Genomic DNA, 272 nt, shown 5'->3' with positions numbered 1-272 from the left:
CGCGCATGACTGCCGTCCGGCTCCGTGACGACGCGCATCACGCGGTAACCGGACTTCTTGCTTCGGTTCCAGGAACCGTGCTCGGCAATGAAAATGTTTGCGCGGTAGTCGGGCGGGAACATGGAGCCGCTATAGAAGCGCATGCCGAGCGCGGCCACGTGCGCACCTAGCTTGGCGACGGGCGGCGTATACGCGCTGCATGGGTGGCCCTCGCCAAATTCCGGGTCGGGAATGACGCCGGCGTGGCAGTACGGAAAGCCGAAGTCCATGCC

1 pseudogene is annotated in these 272 nt (G+C 64.7%); it reads right to left on the bottom strand.

The features are described from left to right. Positions 1–272, bottom strand: a pseudogene (locus SB822_RS57260) (sorbosone dehydrogenase family protein); the annotation flags it as partial.

The sequence above is a fragment of the Paraburkholderia sp. SIMBA_054 genome (genome assembly GCF_046534875.1).
In the GTDB taxonomy this organism is placed as follows: domain Bacteria; phylum Pseudomonadota; class Gammaproteobacteria; order Burkholderiales; family Burkholderiaceae; genus Paraburkholderia; species Paraburkholderia hospita.
This window is presented reverse-complemented; position numbering and strand designations above follow the sequence as displayed.